Source organism: Bradyrhizobium sp. WD16 (assembly GCF_024181725.1).
GTDB lineage: Bacteria > Pseudomonadota > Alphaproteobacteria > Rhizobiales > Xanthobacteraceae > Bradyrhizobium_A.
Map to the genome: position 1 here is coordinate 3110262 of NZ_CP028908.1, position 14775 is coordinate 3125036.

Consider the following 14775-nt stretch of genomic DNA (forward strand, 5'->3'; position numbering starts at 1 on the left):
TCAATACACCAGTTCGTCGTCGGCACGGTTCTTGGACAGCATGATCTCGCCCTTGGCGGCGAGGTCCTTGGCGAGGTTGACCAGCAGCGCCTGGGCTTCGTCGACGTCGCGCAGCCGCACCGGGCCGCTCGCGGCCATGTCGTCGGTGAGCATCTTGGCGGCGCGGCTCGACATGTTGCTGAAGAAGAACTGGCGGACCGCCTCGTTGGCCCCCTTGAGGGAGATGGCGAGCTTGTCCTTGTCGATGTGGCGCATCAGCGTCTGCGCGGAGCCGGCATCGAGTTTGACGAGGTCGTCGAAGGTGAACATCAGGGCCTTGATGCGCTCGGCGGCCTCGCGGTTGTCCTCCTCGAGCGAGGTGATGAAGCGGGTCTCGGTCTGGCGGTCGAAATTGTTGAAGATCTCGGCCATGACCTCGTGGGCGTCGCGGCGACGGGTCTGCGACAGGTTGGACATGAATTCGACCCGGAGCGTCTGCTCGACCCGCTCGATGACTTCCTTCTGCACCGCCTCCATCCGCAGCATGCGGCCGACGACGTCGAGCGCCATCTCCTCGGGAAGGATCGACAGCACGCGGGCGGCATGCTCCGGCTTGAGCTTGGAGAGCACCACCGCGATGGTCTGCGGATATTCGTTCTTGAGGTAGTTGCCGAGAACTTCTTCCGGCACGTTGGAGAGCTTTTCCCACATGTTGCGGCCGGCGGGACCGCGAATCTCGTCCATGATGCCGTTGACCCGTTCCGCCGGCAGATATTGCTGCAGCAGCCGTTCGGTGGCTTCGAAGGTGCCCATCAGCGCGCCCGAGGCCGACATGCGCGAGACGAATTCGAGCATGGTGTCCTCGACGACGTGCGGCTCGATGGTGCCGAGCGTCGACATCGCCAGCGACAGCTCCCGCAATTCGTCGTCGTCGAGCAGCGCCCAGACCTTGCCGCCGTATTTCTCGCCCAGCGCCAGCATCAGCATGGCGGCGCGCCTGGGGCCCGACACCCGTTCGGACGGCGGCCGATTGGCCTGCCGCGCCGCGAGCGCGGCGACGGTGCCGGCGATGTCGTTGGTGTTTGCGAGCTGGTTTCCGGTCATGATGGGTTAGGCCGGTTGTTCCTGGAGCCACTGGCGGATGATCGCGACGGTCTCGTGCGGGTTGCGCTCGGCGAGCTCGCCGACGCGATGCATCGACTGGGCGTGGACCTGACCCTGGACCTGGGCGACGTCGATCGCCTGGTTCATGGGGTCGTGTGGCAGGAGGGCCGGGACATGAGCCTCCGGCGCCGGCAGCGTCGGCTGCGGCGCGCCGGTCAGCAGGTTGACCTCGGGAGTGAGGATGCGCTTGACCAGCGGGCGGATCACCACGAACAGCACCACGATGCCGAGCAGCATCATCACCACCAGCTCGATGACGTTCATGACGTCGTCCTTGGTGAATTGCAGCATGCCGAGCAGGCCGCCGGGCTCGCTGGCCGGAACGGACTGGGGCGCGTCGGCAAAGCGCAGGTTCACGATCTCGACCTGGTCGCCGCGCTTCTGGTCGAAGCCGATGGCGGAGCGCACCAGGGCACCGATGCGGTCGAGCTCGTCCTTGCTGCGTTCGGTGTAGACGGTCTCGCCCTTGTCGTTCTTGCCGTAGATGCCGTCGACCAGCACCGCGACCGAGATGCGGTTGACGCGGCCGGCCTCGGTGACCTCGGTCTTGGTGACGCGGGAAATCTCGTAGTTGTTGATTTCTTCGCTCTTCTTGCTCTGGTCGCGGGCGGTGGTGGTCTGGCCGTTCTGCTGATTGCCCGGCAGTTCGTTGTTGACGGTGACCTGGCCGTCCCGATTGTCGGCGGTCAGGCTCGATTCCTCGCGCGACTGGCTGGAACGCAGCACCCGGCCTTCGGGGTCGAACTTGTCGGAGGTCTGGGTGACCTTGTTGTAATCGAAGTCGGCGGAGAGCTGGACACGGGCCCGACCGGAGCCGACCACCGAGGAGACGATGGCCTCGACCTGGTCGCGCATGCGCTTTTCGTAGGCCGCGCGACGTTCCTCGCCGGAGATACCATCGACAGTGTCGCCGGCCGCCCCGTCGGCGAGCAGGCGGCCGCTTTCGTCGACGATCGACACCCGCTGCGGCTTGAGGCCGGTGACCGCGGAGGCGACGACGTGGCGGATGGCGCGGACCTGCTGCGGCTCAAGCATGCCGCGGACCCGGAGGACGATGGAGGCGGACGGCTCGGGGACGTCGCGAGAGAACAGCGGCCGCTCCGGCAGCACCAGATGGACGCGGGCGAACTGGATCCGGTCGATTGCCCGGATGGTGCGGGCGAGCTCGCCCTCGAGTGCACGCAAGTGATTGATGTTCTGGACGAAACTGGTGGTGCCGAGGGCGTCGGACTTGTCGAAGATCTCGTAGCCGACGCCGCCGCCCTTGGGCAGGCCCGATTCGGCGAGCTTCATCCGCAGCCGGGTGACCTTGTCCTTGGGCACCATGATGATGGCGCCGTCGTTGCGCAGCTCATAGGGAATGGCCTGGCGGTCGAGTTCCTTGATGATGCCGGAGGAGTCCTCATAGCTCAGGTCGGTGAACAGCGTGGTCAACTGCGGGGAGGTCACCCGCAGAATCACGAAGGCGAAAAAGCCGATGAGGGCCATGGTGACGGCCGCCATCGCCGACAGGCGTGCCGCGCCCAGCGATTTCAGAAAAGCCAGTAGCCCCTGCAAAGAACCAGCCCCATGGATTCGGTGCCAACGTCACTGGGCAAAATTTGCCCATGGTATGGTTTCCATATGGTTAACGACGGTTAACGCGCGGAACCATTTTGAGACAGGGCAAGCGGACGATGAGGAAAATCGCGGGGATTTGGGCGGTGTTGTTAACCTCGTGGTAACCAGGGTAAACGAGATATGAGAAAAGCCGGCCCCGAACGGGACCGGCTTTCTTGACCGCCTGGGACAGTGGTCTGAACCGGCTTACTGCCGGTACTGCTGGATTCGGGTGGTGCGCAGGCCGGCGAGGCCGTGCTGGTCGATGGAGAATTGCCAGGAGAGGAACTCGTCAACCGTCAAGGTATAGCGGCTGCAAGCCTCTTCGAGAGAAAGAAGCCCGCCGCGAACCGCGGCAACGACTTCGGCTTTACGGCGGATGACCCACCGTTTGGTCCCGGGAGCCGGCAGATCGGCGATGGTCAAGGGACTGCCGTCGGGCCCGATGACGTATTTTACCCTCGGGCGATGGGGTTCTGTCATGGCTTACTCACATACTCTAACCACGAAACTCACTCTGCCACTCTAGGCAGCTCCACTTAAAATTTGCCTAAGCATATGGCTGCAATCGGAATTGTCGGCGCTGTCCGCATGCCAAAGGGCCCGGCCACTGTCGTGGCCGGGCCCTTGCGGGATCGTCATTGGACAGGGCAGGTCAGCCGGTCGTGGTCCCGGTGCCGCTCTTCGTCGGATTGACCACCCGTTTGATCTTGTCCGCCGTGTAGCTCTGGCCAGCCACCGAGAGCAGCGGCGGGCTCTGGGTGAGGTCGACGGAATCCACGGTGCCAAGGATCTCGGTCGAGATGCCGACGCTCTGGCCGTTGCTGTCCTTGGCTGTGACCGACAGCTTGTAGGTGCCGTCCGGATATTGCACCCCGTCGCTGCCCTTGCCGTCCCAAGAGAAAGTGGCCTCGCCGGAATTCACCGAATAGTCCTTCGAGAAGACGGTCTGTCCCGCGGCATTGGTGATGGTGATGGTCGCGTTCGCTGCCTGGCTGGCGTTGATGCCCCAGCTGGCCGCGCCGTTGGTCAAGCTTGCCTGGCTGCCGTCGATCGCGACGGTGCGGCCGACATAGGCCATCGCCTCGGTATTGGCCGCCGACTTCTGCAGGCTCACCAGCGTGGTGAGCTGCTCGTTCGCCTTGAGCTGCTGCTCGACCTGGGCGAACTGCACCAGTTGCTGGGTGAACTGGTTGGTGTCCATCGGATCCAGCGGGTTCTGGTTCCGCAGCTGGGTCGTCAGCATGGTCAGGAAGGTCTGGAAATTATTGGCGAGGCCGGTGACCGTGGAATTGGCTGTCGTCGTCGTGTTGGACGGATTGGTGTTCGTGACGGGCGTCGCGGTGACTGTCATGGCGCGGTCCTCATACGCGGATGTCGACGCCGCTGCTGGTGCCCAGCATGCGGCCGTAACTGCGGCCGGCGATCTCGACCGGCACGGCGTCGTCCTCGGGGATGATCAGGCGTTGAGCGTTGCGGCCGCTCTGACCGTCGTCGCGGCCGCCGGCGAAGGATGACTGATCGCGCAGGCTGAACTGCAGCCCGCTGTCGCCGGTCTTGAGGCCGGCATCCTCCAGCGCCCGTTGCAGTTGCGGCGCATCGCGGCGCAGCAGGTCGAGCGTTTCGGGCTTGTCCACGGTGAGATGGGAGGTCACCTGACCGCTCGCCTTGTCGACATCGAGCCGGACGTCGATGCGGCCGAGCTCCGGCGGGTCGAGCCGGATTTCGAAGCGGTTGTGGCCGCCCTGAAGCTGCGAGGAGATCTCGACCGCGAGGCCGCTCATGGGCACGGCCACCGGATTGGCGGGGGAGGCGGCCGCCGCTGCCGTCGGAGCGTTTTGCGGCGCGGAGTTCTGCAGGCTCGCGGTGCCCGGCAGGCTGTTGCCGGTCAGCTCGGCCTGAAGGTGATGCGCCAGCGTGGAGATCGGGCTCGGGGCCGCGGCGGCTTCGCGCCCCGGCGCCTCGGTTTTGGCGGCACCGTCCTTGGCCGTGGCCTCGGCGACGGCGGGCTTGGCAGACTTGTCTGCGGTCGGTGTCGTGGGCTGCGCGCTGCCTGGACCGGTCTGTGCTGTCGGCGTGCCATCGCCGGTCGCGGTCGGCAGGCCCGCCGTCGAGGCATCGGCGGCGGTCAGTGCGGTCGGCTTCTTCAGGGCGTCTTTTGCCGCGGGATTGGTGCTGGCGGCGACGGTTTGCGTCAGCCCCGTCGCGGCCGATGGCGCGCCATTGTCCGTTGTGGCTGCGGCGTCGGCGCTCGCTGCTGCATCGGTCGGCGCGGCATTCCCGCCTTTGCCGGCCTGGAGCGCGGCGAGGGCGGAGAGCTGGGAATTGGTCTTGCCCGCCGCGGCGGCAGCTTCGGCGTTGCCGGTCGAGGCGTCGGTCGAGATCTGGTTGGCGGTGGGAACCATCGGGATGAGAACCGCGACCGGCACCAGCTGGGTGGTTGGCGAACCCGCTGCTGCGGCGTCCGAGGAGGAACTGTCCGTGGCCGATCCGTCGCCGCCACCGCCGTCGAGAGTGCCGCCGCCGCGCGTACTTGACTTGATGACGACGAGCCCCGTCTCGGCGGTTTTGCTCGTGCCATCGCCGCCGGTCTGCTGCACATCGCCCGCGGCCTGGCCGTCGCCGGCTGCGCGGTTCGCGGTGCCGGCGTCGGAGCGTTCGCCACCCGCCCTGTCCTTGGCGTCGCTCCGGTCGGTGGTTCTCGCCGACGACGCCGCTTTTGCGGGCGCCGATCCGGACGGCGAGGCGCTCGATCCGGTTGCGGAGGTTTTTTGCTCCGTCGATGGATCGACGGTGCTATCGACCAGCGAACCGAAATTTGGCGCTTGGGATGAAGACCGGCTGTCCACGGCCCGCGCGCGGGACGGCGGAACGGAGGCGGCAACCTGGCTGTCGGACGACGGTGCGCTGACCACGGCAATCCCTTTGCGGGTGAACTGGATTTTCGATCAGCAAGGACCGGGCCAGCCGTAATCTCAAAAATATATGTGTATTTTCAATGGCTTGGAATGAGGTTGGCGGCGTGGACCGGGCTCAACCGCCGGCTTTTCCTGCCCGGCGGCAAGAATTGCCGGGACCACCGTTCCATTGCGCCCGGCCAGACCCAGCTACTATATAAAGACACTTCAAGATAAGACGCTCGCAAGGTCGCTGGCCGACGTCCCCGGGAAGTTTTCGCGCATGCTCAACAGTCTGGACCTCGAAGGTCGGCCCGAAGACACCCGGGTGGTGGTCGCCATGTCGGGCGGCGTGGATTCCTCGACGACCGCGGCGCTGCTCAAGGCCGAGGGCTATGACGTCGTCGGCATCACCCTGCAGCTCTATGACCACGGTGCCGCAACCCATCGCAAGGGCGCCTGCTGCGCCGGCCAGGATATCTACGACGCGCGGGCGGTGGCCGAGCGCATCGGCATTCCCCATTACGTGCTCGACTACGAGAGCCGCTTCCGGGAATCCGTCATCGATCGCTTCGCCGAGAGCTACGCCTCGGGCGAGACACCGGTGCCGTGCATCGAGTGCAATCGCGCCATCAAGTTTCGCGATCTGTTGGACACCGCGCGCGAACTCGGCGCCGAGGTGCTGGCGACCGGCCATTACGTCGCCTCGCGGCGCCTCGACGACGGCCGGCGGGCGCTGGTCTGCGCCGCCGACGCCGATCGCGACCAGAGCTATTTCCTGTTCGCCACCACCCAGGACCAGCTCCAGCATCTGCGCTTTCCCCTCGGCGACATGACCAAGCCGCAGACTCGCGAACTGGCGCGGCGCTTCGGCCTTTCGGTCGCCGACAAGCACGACAGCCAGGACATCTGCTTCGTGCCGACGGGCCGCTACACCGACGTGATCAGCCGCCTGAAGCCGAATGCGCTCGAGCCCGGCGACATCGTCGACCTCTCCGGCCGCGTGCTCGGCCGTCACAACGGCATCGCCAATTTCACCGTGGGCCAGCGCCGCGGCATCGGTATCGCCGCCGATGCGCCGCTCTACGTCGTGCGGCTCGACGCCGCGCGCCGCCAGGTCGTGGTCGGTCCGCGCGATGCGTTGCGGATGCGGCGCATCGTGCTGCGCGACGTCAACTGGATCGGCGACGGCACGCCGGAGAGCGCTGCGGCCGCAGGGCGCGAGATCTTCGTGCGGGTGCGCTCGACGCGGCCGCCGCAGCCGGCCTGGCTGCGCAGCGTCAACGGCGTCTGCGAGGTCGAGCTGGTCGAGGGCGAAGAAGGCGTGTCGCCAGGCCAGGCCTGTGTGTTCTATGACGCCGCTGGCGGACGCGCCCGGGTGCTCGGCGGCGGCTTCATCACCCATGCGACCGCCGAGACCGTGCCGGCCGGTCGCGCGTCGCGGAGCGAGCCGTTGCTCGCCGGAATTGGCGGCTAGTGTCCCGTCTCCGAATTACCGCTTCGTTTGCCTCACCCTCGCACGGTCATTCGGAGACATCGGGACACTAGCAAAATCAAAAAGCTAGTGTGGCTTATGTCTCGCAATTGCCTACAGGGGCTTGCCGCAAACGCACTAGAATCATAATGATGCTAGTGTCCCTTTGGTTCTAACGTTCGTATAAGTGCGCGCGGCAAAGGGATACGAACGTTAGAACCGGGACACTAGCTGCTCACCTCATGACAAACGATATCGATCGCGACGGCGTCGCGAAGGCCTATGCACGCTGGGCGCCGGTCTATGACCTTGTGTTCGGTCAGGTGTTCGATGCCGGGCGCAAGGCGACCATCGCCGTCGCCGATGCCATCGGCGGCCGGGTGCTCGATGTCGGTGTCGGCACCGGACTGTCGCTGTCGGACTATTCGCGCTCGACGAAATTGTGCGGCGTTGACATCTCCGAACCGATGCTGCGCAAGGCTCACGAGCGGGTGCGGGCCCTCAAGCTCGATAACGTCGAGACGCTGGCGGTGATGGATGCCAAGCATCTCGCTTTCGCCGACGGCACCTTCGATGCCGTGGTAGCGCAATACGTCATCACCGCCGTGCCCGATCCCGAAGGCACCCTCGATGATTTCGTCCGCGTGCTCAAGATCGGCGGCGAACTGATCCTGGTCAATCACATCGGCGCCGAGAGCGGGCCGCGCCGGCTGTTCGAGCTCGCCTTCGCGCCGCTGGCGCGACGCCTCGGCTGGCGGCCGGAATTTCCCTGGAAGCGGCTGGTCGATTGGGCCGCGCGCCACGGCGGGGTCAAGCTCGAGGAACGCCGGCCGATGCCGCCGATGGGTCACTTCTCCCTGATCCGCTTCCGCAAGGTCTGACCAAGGCAGCCCCGGAACATCCGGCGCGGTGGTCCGTTCTGCCGCCGTGCTGCCGCGCAAAACCCTCGTCACCGCCGCCGCGGCCAGTACCAATTGCGCGCCGACCCGGGCCCAGCCCGGCGAGGGCCAGGCGGCGCCGGGCGGCATCACCACGGGGTAGGCACCGTCTGAGCCGCTCGGCAGTCCCGGCGGCGATCCCTCGATCCAGCCGAAATAGCCGGGGCAGGGGCGCCAAGGTTGCTTGACATGTATTTGGCCGACTTCTTATATGCCGCCGGTTCGCGGACGGGCGATGCGCCCGTTCCGTGCGTTGGCGGGGTAGCTCAGCTGGTTAGAGCACGGGAATCATAATCCTGGGGTCGGGGGTTCGAGTCCCTCTCCCGCTACCACTAGACCCCCCACCCGAGAACAAGTCGGGAAAACGTCGGCCAGCCGTTCCACCGTGCACCGAGCGACATCGAAGCCCTCCCGGTTCAGCTGCCGCCAAACCTTGCGGGCACCGTAGACCTCGAAGTTCGCCCGGAACACGCGCGCGATCTCAGGCTCGAGGCCGACATCTCGTAGCGCCCGGGAAGCCAGTCGAGCCGGATCGGCCCGCTTGGCCGCGCCGCATGGTCGTGGTCGGTGGACGGGCCGATTTGCGGGGACGTTGCCAATCGTCAGCGGCCAGACCTCAGTGCCCTATCAGACCTTCATGCCGGCGCACGATCCGGCCTTCCTTCATGACGATCTGGATGCGGTTCATCGGATCGGCGAGGATCGCAGCATCGGCCATCGGATCGCCGTCGACGACGATGAGATCGGCGAGCGCGCCGGGGGCCAGAACGCCGAGCTGGCCCTCCATGCCGATGAGACGCGCCGCAGCCGTTGTGGCGCTGGCGATGATCTCACGCGAGGGCAGCACACGGGCGCGAATGGCGAATTCCTCGCTCTGGCGCACGTGGGTTTCCCCCAGAAGATCGGTTCCGAAGGCGATTGTCACCCCGGCGTCACGCAGGATCGTCAGGCTTTCCATGCCGCGACGCCGGACATCCTCGATCTTGGCGATCGAGGCCGGCGGCAGACCGTAGGAGGGGCCATCCTGCGCGAGCGCCTCATAGGTGACGAGCGTCGGCACGGCAACGGCCCCGGCACGTGCGGCGAGCTCTGCGGCCGGACGGTCGATATTGTTGCAATGCTCGAGCGAATGCACACCGCACTCGACCGCGCGCATGATGGCGTCAGCGGTATAGAGATGCGCCGAGACATAGGTCTGCGCATCACGGGCCTCTTCGACCGCCGCCTTGATTTCAGATACCGAATAGCCATGCCAGGCCACCGGATCGGTCGGGCTGGACACGCCGCCATTCGCCATGATCTTGATGAAGCGTGCGCCCTGACGTAGCTCCTGACGGCAAGCGCGGCGCACCTCGTCAATGCCATCCGCAACACGGCCGAGCGCGCCGAAATTGCGCTCCCAGCGGGTGGGATCGTGAATGTCGTAACGCGGCCGCCCATCGGCATGGCCGCCGGTCTTCGACAGCGACTTGCCACAGACGACAAGACGCGGCGCAACCGCAAGCCCCTGCTCAACCGCCTCTGCGAGCGCATAAGGCGCGCCCCCGACGTCACGCACGGTGGTAAAGCCGCGATCGATCATGCCGCGCATGATCGGCAGCGACCGCAATACGGCGAGTGAATCCGGCAGCTGCGCATTGGCATGCAGGTTCATCATGCTGGCGACCACATGCACATGGCAATCAATCAGGCCCGGCATGAGGGTGCGTCCGGCGAGGTCGATCATCTCGCGCCCGTCGGCAGGCTTGGGCGCGGCATCGAGATCGCGGATCACGCCGTCCTCGACCAGAAGATTGCCGATACGGCTCTCCGGCATCGTCGCATCGCTGAGGCGCGCGTTCAGGAACAGGGTCTGCATTAGAGGGTCTCTTTCATGGTCAAAAGGGCCGGAACAGCGTATTGCACAAGTGGATCAAGGCGACTTGGGTCGACGGTGTCGTACCAATGCGCCGCGTGGAGAAGGTTGAGCGTGCCGATGACGGTCGCATCCCACCGGACGGGCAGGTTCAGGACGCTTTCGCAACCGAGCGACCAGATCAGCTCGTAATCGAAGAAAACGTCGCGAATATCGTCGCGGTCGCGGCCGATATAAGCCTCGCCACGGCTCAACACGCGGCGCATCCACGGCGTATCATTGATCGGTTTGGTGCCGCCAACGGGATAGGCCTCGGGCATGTTCGAATAGGCGCGGCAAATGAAGCCGCGCACCGGATCATGGACAAGCACGGTGAAGAGCCGGACCCCGACGATCTCGGCCAGAACGCGCTCGATCGCCTGTAGCGAGGCCGTGGGCTGACCGCCGCCGATCTGCGCGGCGGCGAGATCGGCGACATGGCTGAGGGAGAGAGGCTGCATCAGGCGCGATCCAGCTCGGCGGCGGAGATTTCCTCGAGCGCACGATTGCGGGTGTCGACGCCCATGAAAAGGACAGCGCAAGCCCCGACCAGCAGCACGACAGTCGTCGTACCGAACACACCGGCAAAACCGAAATGCGGATAGAGCCAGCCGACGAGGATCGGCGAGACGATTGCGCCGATCCGACCGATGGAGGAGGCGGTGCCGACGCCGGTGGCGCGGACTTCGGTGGGGAAGATCTCCGGCGTATAGGCGTAGATGCCGCCATAGGTGCCATTCATGAAGAAGCTCAGGCAGATGCCGGCGATCATGATGACGCCTTCATTCGGCGCGAGCGCCATGCCGATGGCCGACAGACCACCCAACACCATGTAAGTTGCGATCGTTGCCTGCCGGCCGATGCGCTCATTGCAATAGGCGGCGGAGAAATAGCCCGGGATCTGGGCGAGATAGATCGCAATCGAATAGGCAAACGACTTGGTGATCGTCATTCCGCTTGCGACGAGGAGACTCGGGATCCAGGTGAAGAAGGCGTAATAGCTGAAGGTGATCGACAGCCACATCAGCCAGCTCATGAGCGTGATGCGGGCGAGCTTCGGGGTCCACAGGAATGCGAGCTTGCCAAGGAAGGAGCGCTTCGGCACCTCGACATGAGGCAGGGCCGCGGCGATTGGGCCGAGCGTCAGCCCTTCGGCCACAACACGCGCTTCGATGTTCGAAACGATCGTCTCAGCCTCAGCAAGACGGCCGCGGGTCATGAGCCAACGCGGCGATTCTGGCAGCGCCTTACGCCACCACAAGAGCATCAGTACCGGCGCAGCTGTGAGCAGAATGACATAACGCCAGGCCTCGGGGCCGAGCGGCACAACGAAATAGCCAAGCAGCGCCGCCGTCACGAAGCCAAAGGAGAAGAAGCCGGCGAGCGCACCAGTGAAGCGGCCACGCAATCGGCTTGTGACGAATTCCGCCAGGAACGGCGCAATAATGGCCGATTCCGCGCCTGTCCCGGCACCGGCCAGAATGCGCCAGGCGAGAAACGTCGACCAGTCCCCAGCAAACGCCGATCCGATCGAGGCAACACAATAGAACAGCAACGCATACATCATCACGGCGCGGCGGCCGATGCTGTCACCGAGAAGGCCGGCAAGCATCGCGCCGAAGAAGAAGCCGATATAGGTGCCGCTACCGAGGAAGCCGACCTCGACGCTGGTGAGATGCCACGTTGTGCGCAGTACCGGCAGCACGAACGCAATGACCGCCGCATCCAGCCCGTCAAACGTGTAGCCCAGCCCACCCATAAACAGAAGATTCCAATGGAACCGACTAAATGGAATTCTTTCTATACGCTCGGCTATGTTTGACAGGGTCTGCCCTCCAGCAGGTTGAGAATGGATACGGATCTCCACGCGCCGACATGTGCGGACGCGTTGACTGAGACTGCCTGGTCTCAGGTATTTCGGGGTGAAGTTTCGATTTCTCTCTCCAACTGCTCTTTCCAATAGGAGAGGATGGCCTCGAAATAGGCTGGATCGTCACGCAGCACACTTTGCGCGACCATGCCGCGAATCAGGCACATGGTCGCATTGAGCATGGTCTCCGCGCGGGTGGGTGACAGGCCGCGCCTCTGCGAGAGATGTTGCCAGGTCTGATCGATCGCGGCATGGAATTCCTGGACGACAGGGATGAGACGGGTGCGGAAGCCATGGTTGTGGCGCGCTTCCGGCAGATACTCCATGGTCGTATAGAAAAGACCACCGGCCATGAGGTTCCAGAGATAATCGACAATCTCACGGCTTGAGGTGAACGATGATGTTCCGCCTTCAACAAAAGCGCTTAAGTCAGCTGTGACTGTGCGCAGTTGATGCTCGATCGACTGTACGACAAGATCTTCCTTACTCTTGAAGTTATGCGTCAGGGCACCCTTCGAAAGCCCCGCTTCACGCGCGACATCGATTGTCGTTAGCCGTGTATATCCTTGCGTCAGCAGGAGATGCAGTGTCGCCTTCATCAGGGCGAGACGAGTGTCCTCGCTGCGCTGCTCCTGGGTGCGCTTCTGGCTCGCCGTCTGGTTGTCCACGCGGTGTCCTCACTGCCAGGTTTATCTGCCGGCTTGCTGGCCGGTTTGATCGTTCATGCAATAATCCTGACATTGATTTTAAAAACAGGCCAGCCGGTTTTTTAGACGGGGCTGAATTTTAGACAATCCAATAAATGTCAATTATTTCAGCTAGATAGCGCCAGATCGCCAGATCGCCTGATCCGTCTGGCCCCCGAAATGCCCATAATGCACATTACGGTGGATGAAATTCTAGGCAAGATCGACCAGCGAAGCGGACAGTCCGAAGTCGACACGCGGGTCGCCCGTGCTGCGGCGACGTGATCGTGTCCCGGGGCGTGGTGTAGCTGGCGGCGTGTCGCCGCGTTCGCCGGCGAGGGCCGGTCCGCTGGCGATAGCCGGAAGGCTGACGGTGGGATCATCGCTCAACGGCGCGATGGTTTCCGGTGTCATATAACGGGCCCGCTGGACGGCCCATTCATCGTTCTGTTCGCGCAGGAACGCGCCGACAAGGCGGACAACGGCGTCTTCATTGGGGAAGATGCCGACCACCTCGGTCCGTCGCTTGATCTCGCCGTTGAGGCGCTCGATCGGGTTGGTCGAGTGCAGCTCGGTCCGATGCTGCGGCGGGAACGTCATATAGGCCAGCACATCGGTCTCGGCCTCGTCCAGGAAGGTCGCGGCGGGAAATCGCTCGGCCAAACTGTTGAGCGCCGGTGCAGTCGTGCTGCGGTTTCCGCTCTGGTCGTATGCCCACCGGCGGTTTTGAAGGGCTGGATCGAACAGGTCAGGCAGTTCAGAACGGAAAAAGCTCTACGCGGACAGCCGCGTCAGAATCTCAATAAAGGCTCGGCTCACGGGCAGCTTCTTCCACTCGTCGGGAGCGGCGATCTGAAATCGGGCCTTGTAGGAAAAGAGATCCGGCCGCAAGATTCGAACTTGGCCTTGTTCGACAAAGGAACGCGCATAATGGTCGGGCAAATAGCCTAAGAAAGCTCCCGATTTGATCAAGTATGCCTCGGCTTCCATATTGCTGACGGTCGCATGAGACGACGGGATTGCAAATATCTTGATGTCACGCGCCGCCCAATAACCTCGCGCGATGATGCGATGCACGCGAACCGCCTCGATGTCGATCAATCGATCCTCGATGTTGAACAGCGGATGGTCGCGTCCGCAGCAGAAGTGCTGCATTTCGTCATAGAGATCGGTATAGGACAGGCCCAACGCGACCCGTGGAAAGCTGCCGATCGCTAGATTGAGCTTTTGTGCGACGACTTCGCGGAGTAGGATTTCTGGCGAGCCAATCTCCAGGGAGATATGGACGGTCGGAGCCACTCGAACGAATTCTGCGACCGCATCGGCCAGACGCATCCGGGAGTCGCTGATCGCATTGTCGACGACACCGATAGAGATCCGGCCGCCCAAGTGGCTGCGCAATTCCGCCACCCGCCGACTAAAATGCACCAGCGAGCCCAGGAGCCGCTGACCTTCTTCGTAAATCGCACGGCCATTTTCCGTCAGTGAGAAGCCGCTGCGGCCGCGCTTGCACAGCTTGACCCCAAGGCGCTGCTCGAGAGCACTTAGTTTTTCGGAGATGGATGGCAGGGAAAGATGGAGATCTGCCTGCGCGGCCGTCAGTCCCCCCGCCTCAACGACTGTCATGAAGATACGCAACAGCCGTACATCGGCGGTCTCCATGGCAATCAGCGCGCGCGCTCTTCTGCCTGCCGAATTCAAGGCATGTCCCCTGCGAGCTTCGAAATCGTGGTGGAAATCTTACATTCAACCGTTGCCCACGCAGGCTGTCTGTCCAGACGATCCAAAGCATTGGAAGCCCTTGAGCGTGATCGAGACCACTCGCATTGCATGATATCCCTTAGCCGTTGGTGAGCATCTTCGCTCTGCTGTCCAGATTTTAACGTTCGTATCCCTTTGCAGCGCGCACTGATACGAACGTTAGAACCAAAGGAACACCAGTATAGTCATGATTCTAGAGCGTTTTACCGCGGAGAAAGCGTGTCAAACAAAAACCTAGAGCTCCGCTCCGATTCCATCGGAGCGGAGAAGGCTCTAGTGTCCTGTCTCCGAATTACCGCTTCATTTGCCTCACCCTCGCACGGTCATTCGGAGACATCAGGACACTAGCAAAATCAAAAAGCTAGTGCGGCTTATGTCTCGCAATTGCCTACAGGGGCATGCCGCGAAGGGCATAGGCAATTGCGAGACGCCACACTAGTGCGGTTTTGGATCTGACGCCCGTACGACGACTTCGCTGCAATGCTGAAACGAGCGTCAGATCCCTTGTGCCCC

14 protein-coding genes, 1 tRNA gene and 2 pseudogenes are annotated in these 14775 nt (G+C 63.6%); 5 read left to right on the top strand and 12 right to left on the bottom strand.

Translation table 11 applies throughout. The features are described from left to right. The 5 genes from fliG to DB459_RS14460 form a co-directional block, all read right to left on the bottom strand. Positions 1-1083 carry a flagellar motor switch protein FliG gene (gene fliG / locus DB459_RS14440; RefSeq protein WP_253705952.1) on the bottom strand — a complete coding sequence of 361 codons (1083 nt, stop codon included), beginning with the start codon at positions 1081-1083 and terminating at the stop codon, positions 1-3. A gap of 6 nt (positions 1084-1089) precedes the next feature. Next, positions 1090-2700 carry a flagellar basal-body MS-ring/collar protein FliF gene (gene fliF, locus DB459_RS14445; RefSeq protein WP_253705954.1) on the bottom strand — a complete coding sequence of 537 codons (1611 nt, stop codon included), beginning with the start codon at positions 2698-2700 and terminating at the stop codon, positions 1090-1092. Positions 2701-2949: 249 nt separating this feature from the next. Then, a complete protein-coding gene (locus tag DB459_RS14450; protein ID WP_002714638.1) occupies positions 2950-3225 on the bottom strand; it encodes a DUF1153 domain-containing protein in 276 nt (91 codons plus the stop codon). Positions 3226-3397: 172 nt separating this feature from the next. Next, complete coding sequence (locus DB459_RS14455) at positions 3398-4096, bottom strand: flagellar hook assembly protein FlgD (RefSeq protein ID WP_253705956.1); 699 nt, start codon at positions 4094-4096, stop codon at positions 3398-3400. A 10-nt stretch (positions 4097-4106) separates the two neighbouring features. Further along, positions 4107-5147 carry a flagellar hook-length control protein FliK gene (locus DB459_RS14460; protein WP_253705958.1) on the bottom strand — a complete coding sequence of 347 codons (1041 nt, stop codon included), beginning with the start codon at positions 5145-5147 and terminating at the stop codon, positions 4107-4109. A 4-nt stretch (positions 5148-5151) separates the two neighbouring features. On the opposite strand from DB459_RS14460, the gene DB459_RS14465 reads away from it, so the two are divergent. The 5 genes from DB459_RS14465 to DB459_RS14480 all read left to right on the top strand — a co-directional run bounded on the left by DB459_RS14465 (position 5152) and on the right by DB459_RS14480 (position 8383). Beyond that, the gene (locus tag DB459_RS14465) at positions 5152-5715 is read left to right on the top strand and encodes a hypothetical protein (protein ID WP_253705960.1); all 564 of its coding nucleotides are present in this window, start codon (positions 5152-5154) and stop codon (positions 5713-5715) included. Positions 5716-5922: 207 nt separating this feature from the next. After that, positions 5923-7116 carry a tRNA 2-thiouridine(34) synthase MnmA gene (gene mnmA, locus DB459_RS14470; protein ID WP_253705962.1) on the top strand — a complete coding sequence of 398 codons (1194 nt, stop codon included), beginning with the start codon at positions 5923-5925 and terminating at the stop codon, positions 7114-7116. Positions 7117-7355: 239 nt separating this feature from the next. Then, complete coding sequence (locus DB459_RS14475) at positions 7356-7994, top strand: class I SAM-dependent methyltransferase (RefSeq protein ID WP_253705964.1); 639 nt, start codon at positions 7356-7358, stop codon at positions 7992-7994. 28 nt (positions 7995-8022) lie between these two features. Beyond that, positions 8023-8154: a hypothetical protein gene (locus tag DB459_RS27365; protein ID WP_256519170.1), complete on the top strand. Its 132-nt coding sequence runs from the start codon at positions 8023-8025 to the stop codon at positions 8152-8154. A gap of 152 nt (positions 8155-8306) precedes the next feature. Beyond that, positions 8307-8383: transfer RNA gene (locus DB459_RS14480), tRNA-Met, on the top strand. 40 nt (positions 8384-8423) lie between these two features. On the opposite strand, the pseudogene DB459_RS14485 reads toward DB459_RS14480, so the two are convergent. The 7 genes and pseudogenes from DB459_RS14485 to DB459_RS14515 form a co-directional block, all read right to left on the bottom strand. After that, positions 8424-8597: pseudogene (locus tag DB459_RS14485) on the bottom strand (IS3 family transposase); the annotation flags it as partial. 70 nt (positions 8598-8667) lie between these two features. Beyond that, entirely contained in the window at positions 8668-9909 is a 1242-nt protein-coding gene (locus DB459_RS14490) for an amidohydrolase family protein (protein ID WP_253705966.1), read from the bottom strand. Next, entirely contained in the window at positions 9909-10406 is a 498-nt protein-coding gene (locus DB459_RS14495) for a GAF domain-containing protein (RefSeq protein ID WP_253705968.1), read from the bottom strand. The genes DB459_RS14490 and DB459_RS14495 overlap by 1 nt, the downstream gene beginning before the upstream one ends. Beyond that, entirely contained in the window at positions 10406-11812 is a 1407-nt protein-coding gene (locus DB459_RS14500) for an MFS transporter (protein ID WP_253705970.1), read from the bottom strand. The genes DB459_RS14495 and DB459_RS14500 overlap by 1 nt, the downstream gene beginning before the upstream one ends. A gap of 41 nt (positions 11813-11853) precedes the next feature. Then, positions 11854-12483 (bottom strand): TetR/AcrR family transcriptional regulator, encoded by a 630-nt coding sequence (locus tag DB459_RS14505; RefSeq protein ID WP_253705972.1) that lies wholly within the window; start codon positions 12481-12483, stop codon positions 11854-11856. A gap of 366 nt (positions 12484-12849) precedes the next feature. Beyond that, a pseudogene (locus tag DB459_RS14510) lies at positions 12850-13170 on the bottom strand (transposase); the annotation flags it as partial. Between the two features lie 105 nt (positions 13171-13275). Beyond that, the gene (locus DB459_RS14515) at positions 13276-14202 is read right to left on the bottom strand and encodes a LysR family transcriptional regulator (protein WP_253705974.1); all 927 of its coding nucleotides are present in this window, start codon (positions 14200-14202) and stop codon (positions 13276-13278) included. Positions 14203-14775: the final 573 nt, after the last annotated feature.

Coding starts and splice junctions, on each gene's coding strand:
- fliG (WP_253705952.1), bottom strand. CDS start 1,083: ATGACCGGAAACCAGCTCGCAAACACCAACGACATCGCCGGCACCGTC.
- DB459_RS14450 (WP_002714638.1), bottom strand. CDS start 3,225: ATGACAGAACCCCATCGCCCGAGGGTAAAATACGTCATCGGGCCCGAC.
- DB459_RS14455 (WP_253705956.1), bottom strand. CDS start 4,096: ATGACAGTCACCGCGACGCCCGTCACGAACACCAATCCGTCCAACACG.
- DB459_RS14460 (WP_253705958.1), bottom strand. CDS start 5,147: ATGGTTCCCACCGCCAACCAGATCTCGACCGACGCCTCGACCGGCAAC.
- DB459_RS14465 (WP_253705960.1), top strand. CDS start 5,152: ATGAGAACCGCGACCGGCACCAGCTGGGTGGTTGGCGAACCCGCTGCT.
- mnmA (WP_253705962.1), top strand. CDS start 5,923: ATGCTCAACAGTCTGGACCTCGAAGGTCGGCCCGAAGACACCCGGGTG.
- DB459_RS14475 (WP_253705964.1), top strand. CDS start 7,356: ATGACAAACGATATCGATCGCGACGGCGTCGCGAAGGCCTATGCACGC.
- DB459_RS14490 (WP_253705966.1), bottom strand. CDS start 9,909: ATGCAGACCCTGTTCCTGAACGCGCGCCTCAGCGATGCGACGATGCCG.
- DB459_RS14495 (WP_253705968.1), bottom strand. CDS start 10,406: ATGCAGCCTCTCTCCCTCAGCCATGTCGCCGATCTCGCCGCCGCGCAG.